The following is a 5,052-nucleotide window of genomic DNA, read 5'->3' as shown; positions in this document are numbered from 1 at the left end:
GCCACTCGGAACTGGACACCGCGCCGGACGGTCTGGCTGAACCCGGACCGGGAAGACCCGCTGGTTCAACGCGATCAGCGATTAGAAGCCGCCTGATTCCAGGTTCCAACAAGCTTGACAGGCATCGTACCTCAAATCCCTGAAACCCGACAAAGCTTTCGTCGATGGAGTACACCTCTACATGGGGTGAAAACTCCCCCAGCACCTCAGTTACCCGTTGGGACATGTCACCATACAACGCATAGTTGCTGGATAGCAGGACGGCTTGGCGGCGCACTTCCGGCGTTAACAGGTGCATGGCAGCCCCCATTTCAACGCCCAGCGCTTTTAATTCGTTAGAGCGTGCGACGACGCAACCATCGTTATTGGATAGTACCCCTACGGGACGACCTTCCAGTGACGGGTTGAAGACCCGCTCGCAAGAGACATAGAAATTGTTGCAGTCGATCAGGGCCATCATTGCAGCGTTGCCCCTGGAAAGCTGTGAAGCACATGAGTCACTACGCCCCAGACGTGCGCCTCACGACCATCTAAGGGAATGGGCGGGTAAGCAGGATTACTTGCCCGGAGATAGGTTCGCTGCCCTACTCGCTCAAGGCGCTTTACTGTGAGCTCGCCGTCCACGCAGATCACGATAATACGCCCTGGCAAGGCCTCAAGACTGCGATCCACCACCAGCAAATCCCCATGATGAATTCCATCACCAATCATGGAATCTCCTTCAGAACGTACGAAATACGTTGCAGCAGGCCGTTTCACTACATAACGGTGAAGATCTAGATCGGTATCCAAATGGTCATCTGCAGGCGAGGGAAAGCCTGCGCGCACGGCACAGGAATAGAGCGGCAAGGGCTGCGATACCGTAAAAGCGTCCGCTTGTCCCAGCAATGTTACCGGCAAAGTCATGGGCACCTCCATTAAAAAGCTGTATATAAAAACAGTATCTTTAAAGTACTCACTGAACGCAATACCTCATCGGCGTATCCCACCCAATTTCAGATCTATATCACTCCTGTGCATCTACCCCGTGGAATCGTTTTCCTCTGCATAGGAGCTTCAATATGCCCCCACTTTGTAAGCGTTGTGCATCAACGCGCATGCTGAACCTGGAGACTGCCCAACGTGTGAGCGTAGTAGGCAGCACCTTGATCGGCGGTGCTATTGGCGCATGGCGCGCGACGGCCATCACCGGCCCACTGCCATTGGCGTTGACTCGCTTTCCATTGGCAAAACTGCCTGCCGCCATGATGGGTGCCGTGGCCGGAGGTCAAACCGGCTCACGCATGGCCACCTCGCTGTTTGAACAGTGGCTGCCAGTTGGCAGCGGGACACCGTGGTTATGCTTGTCTTGCGGCTGCACCTACCGCGACGCCTACCCGCCTTTAGCACCTAACGCTTAACCTATCGTTGTTCGCCCTGTGTGGGGCGAATGATCCGCTTATTCACTTTCTCGCGCTGGCCTTTGGTCAGCGCTTTTTTTATGTCTGGAGAATGACTCATGGCACATCTCGTTGAACACATGGCTTACGTTGGCGATACCCCTTGGCATGGCCTGGGGCAACAGCTGTCTCGTCATCAACCGTTAGAGGTCTGGCAGCAACAGGCCGGTATGAACTGGCATATCGAAGAAGCGCCGGTGCGCTTTATCGCCGAAGGAGCTAGCCACCTGGGCAGCATTCACTCATTCCCTGAGCAAAAGGTGCTCTACCGCTCAGATACCAAAGCACCGCTGTCGGTGGTGTCGCAGCGCTATAAGGTGGTGCAGCCCGAGGAGATTTTAGAGTTTTACCGTGACCTGACCGAGTACGCCGGGTATGAGCTAGAAACCGCTGGCGTGCTCAAAGGCGGTCGTAAGTTCTGGGCGCTAGCCCGTAGCGGCTTAAGCACGTCACTCAAAGGTCAGGATGAGGTCAATGACTATTTGCTGTTGGCCACTTCCTGCGATGGCACCCTTGCCACCATGGCCACGCCGACCACGGTGCGGGTGGTGTGCAACAACACGTTGCAAATTGCCGTCGATGGTACGTCACAAGCGGTGAAGGTGCCTCACCGTTCAGAGTTTGATCCGCGTGCCGTGAAGCGTCAGCTTGGCATTTCGGTGTCGCAGTGGAATGACTTCATGTATCGCATGAAAGCCCTAGCCGAGCGGAAAATTGATCACCGTGAAGCCCAACACTACTTCCAGGCGGTGATGTGCGGCGTGGAGACGCCGTTAGACGATCCTTCCAAACTGCCCAACTACCGAGCGCTCAACAAGGTACAGAAGCTCTACCAGGGCGAAGGGCGTGGTGCTCACTTGGTGACCGCAAAGGACACGGCCTGGGGCTTGCTCAATGCCGTGACTGAATACGTTGACCATGAAAAGCGCGCTCGCAGTAACGATACCCGTATGGACTCTGCCTGGTTCGGCCAAGGCGCACAGATGAAGCAGGAGGCGCTCAACACGGCGCTGGCACTGATCAGCTAACCATTAACGCGTGATCACCACGTTACCTTCTGATTTACCTCTCTACCTTCACCCCATAAACGCCCAGCCCTTAACCGGCTGGGCATTTTTTTGTTTGGAGGCCTATATGGCAACGCTACACCACGATCTCGACGTGGCCCTTACCCAGCTCACGGAGCGCCTGCTGACCCAAGACCAAACCCAAGCCACCACCTACGTCATGGCGAAAGGCCAGTTTTACCGCGCGGAGCTTAGGCTCGTGCCGGTCTCCCCCGACCAGTTGCCCAGCGATATCTAACCCCCATACCGTTTTTAAGGAGAGCCGTCATGGCGAACAAGACAAACATGGTCACTCAAGAGGCATCATCTCTCCAGGCGGTGCCGCCTACCTCTTCTTCATCGACCACTGACAGTACCGCCATTATCCAAGTGATCGAGCGCGCGGCGCTTAACCCTGACGTCGATATCGACAAAATGGAGCGCCTGCTGCAAATGCAGGAACGGGTAATGGATCGTCAAGCCATGATGGCCTACAGCGCTGCTATGGCAGGGATGCAGACAGAGTTGCCCAGCATTGAAGAGCGTGGCCAAACCAACAACGGTTGCTATGCCACGCTGGAAGACATTGTCGATACCGTACGGCCCATCCTACAAAAGCACGGCTTCGCAGTGAGCTTCCGTATTCAGACACAGGAACGCGGCATTCAAGTGACGGGCGTGCTGATGCACAAGGACGGTCACCGTGAAGAGACCAGCATGCTATTACCTGCGGACATGAGCGGTAACAAAAACGCGGTCCAAGCCTTTGGATCGTCCACCAGCTACGGCAAGCGCTACGTACTGTGCGCCTTGCTCAACATCACCACTCGCGGGCAAGACGATAACGGTCAGACCAGCACACGTGCAGCCGTGAAGAGGGTTACAGCTTTTCAAGCGGGGCAGATTCAGCGTTTGATCAGCCAATGCCCAGCCACAACCCAAGAGTGGTTCAGCGGCAAATACGGCACTGCAGTTCAGGTGCCTCAGGCAGATTTCGACAAGCTCCGTGCATCCCTCACCAAGCGAGCCGTGAAATAGCGGCGCAGCCTGCTCACTCACCGCCTACAGGAGGCGTTATGAAGATACTCACCATGCCACAAGGCTCTCCTGAGTGGCTGGCGGCGCGTCTTGGGCGCGTCACCATGTCAGAACTCAAGGCACTGCTGGTGAACGGCAAAGGCCCCGGTGGGTTGGGTACCGGAGCCATTACCTACATGCACCAGTTGATCGGCGAGCGTATGACCGGCGAGCTGGCCGAGCCGTTTCAAGGCAATGCCCACACCAAGCGGGGCCAGGAGCTAGAGAGCGTCGCCCGCTCGCTGTATCGCGATATGACCGGCGCACCGAAGCCTAAAGAAGTGGGCCTGATCCTTAACCACAACGTAGGCTACTCACCGGATAGCTTGATTGGGACAAACGGCCTGCTGGAGATCAAAACCAAGCTGCCCAAGTTTCAGATCGAGGTACTGCTCAGTGGGGAAATACCCGACGAACACGTGCCCCAATGCCAGGGAGGGCTCTGGGTCAGTGAACGGGAATGGATCGATTTTGTGAGCTACTGGCCGGGTATGCCGCTGTTTGTGAAACGTGCCTACCGAGACGAGGCTCTGATCCGCACGATTGCCGAGCGGGTTGAGGTCTTTCATGAAGAGATGGAGCGACGCATCAGCCAAGTGATGGCAGCGTGACTTACCCACTGAATCACAACACTTACTCACTACTAACGACATAGATGCCGGGGTCACCACCCCGACATCTTTATTTTTTTGGAGGTCATTATGCCCCATAGCAAGCTCAAAGCCGGTGAAGTGGCGGGCACCTACTTAGTCACGTCACCTGTCACGGAAACTGACATCATCGCCATGGCCAAGCGGTTCGCACGCCGCAAGCTCGCCAAAGGCCGCAAGATTACTCAGCCTTCGCAGGCATTTGAGCACCTGCAGCTGTTGCTGCAGGACTATGAGTACGAAGTCTTCAGCGTGTTGTTTCTCGACAGCCAACACCGTGTTATCCGCTTTGAAGAGCTGTTTCGCGGAACCATTGATTCAGCCAGCGTGTACCCACGAGAGGTACTAAAGGCGGCACTCGCCTACAACGCCGCCGCAGTCATCCTCGTTCATAACCACCCCAGCGGTGATCCTGAGCCTAGCGATGCGGATCGGCGTATCACTGAGCGCCTGAAGGAAGCCTTGGAGCTAATGGATATCAAGGTGATTGATCACGTAGTGGTGGCGAGCGAAGGGTGCCAGTCATTTGCGGAGTTGGGGTATTTGTAGTGATACGGGAGGTAAAGCAAGAGCTGCCCAATGTGGTAGCTCTCAAAAAAGCTTCTTTTTTTGGCTGAAACAGATGCTATTGGTATCAAGGCTCTTGAGTATAAAGTGCGTTAATTGTTTAACGATGTATGACAGTCATGAAGCCCCTAGCACTCTAGAGAGCACTAGCCCGGATTTCTCATAGCACCTCAGCAAGTATCTTACCCAAGACGTAATGCTACTAAAAACCTATTGGCACGGTTTAAACTGCCTACTTTTTAACCACTTCCCGTCGTTCAGACACACTTCCCC

General features: G+C 55.2%; 7 protein-coding genes and 1 pseudogene. 6 read left to right on the top strand and 2 right to left on the bottom strand.

The features are described from left to right. Window positions 1-130: 130 nt before the first annotated feature. Both MHM85_RS18150 and umuD read right to left on the bottom strand, forming a co-directional pair. Window positions 131-460: pseudogene (locus MHM85_RS18150) on the bottom strand (Y-family DNA polymerase); the annotation flags it as partial. Further along, complete coding sequence (gene umuD / locus MHM85_RS18145; RefSeq protein ID WP_153843587.1) at window positions 457-906, bottom strand: translesion error-prone DNA polymerase V autoproteolytic subunit; 450 nt, start codon at window positions 904-906, stop codon at window positions 457-459. The gene umuD and the pseudogene MHM85_RS18150, both read right to left, overlap by 4 nt. A 155-nt stretch (window positions 907-1,061) precedes the next feature. Between umuD and MHM85_RS18140 the strand changes: the two genes are divergently transcribed. From MHM85_RS18140 to radC, 6 genes are all read left to right on the top strand, one after another. Then, the gene (locus tag MHM85_RS18140) at window positions 1,062-1,400 is read left to right on the top strand and encodes a hypothetical protein (protein ID WP_153843588.1); all 339 of its coding nucleotides are present in this window, start codon (window positions 1,062-1,064) and stop codon (window positions 1,398-1,400) included. 98 nt (window positions 1,401-1,498) lie between these two features. Then, window positions 1,499-2,467 carry a DUF932 domain-containing protein gene (locus tag MHM85_RS18135; RefSeq protein WP_153843589.1) on the top strand — a complete coding sequence of 323 codons (969 nt, stop codon included), beginning with the start codon at window positions 1,499-1,501 and terminating at the stop codon, window positions 2,465-2,467. 106 nt (window positions 2,468-2,573) lie between these two features. Then, window positions 2,574-2,744, top strand: a complete 171-nt coding sequence (locus MHM85_RS18130; RefSeq protein ID WP_153843590.1) for a hypothetical protein — start codon at window positions 2,574-2,576, stop codon at window positions 2,742-2,744. Window positions 2,745-2,773: 29 nt separating this feature from the next. Continuing rightward, window positions 2,774-3,523 (top strand): ERF family protein, encoded by a 750-nt coding sequence (locus MHM85_RS18125; protein WP_239286578.1) that lies wholly within the window; start codon window positions 2,774-2,776, stop codon window positions 3,521-3,523. Between the two features lie 38 nt (window positions 3,524-3,561). After that, the gene (locus tag MHM85_RS18120) at window positions 3,562-4,173 is read left to right on the top strand and encodes a lambda exonuclease family protein (protein WP_153843592.1); all 612 of its coding nucleotides are present in this window, start codon (window positions 3,562-3,564) and stop codon (window positions 4,171-4,173) included. 90 nt (window positions 4,174-4,263) lie between these two features. Further along, window positions 4,264-4,761: a DNA repair protein RadC gene (gene radC, locus MHM85_RS18115; protein ID WP_153843593.1), complete on the top strand. Its 498-nt coding sequence runs from the start codon at window positions 4,264-4,266 to the stop codon at window positions 4,759-4,761. The last annotated feature ends 291 nt before the right edge of the window (window positions 4,762-5,052 follow it).

The organism is Halomonas sp. McD50-4 (assembly GCF_022348135.1).
GTDB lineage: Bacteria > Pseudomonadota > Gammaproteobacteria > Pseudomonadales > Halomonadaceae > Vreelandella > Vreelandella piezotolerans.
The sequence above is the reverse complement of the archived record's forward strand: the minus strand, read 5'-3'. Positions and strand labels throughout refer to the sequence as shown.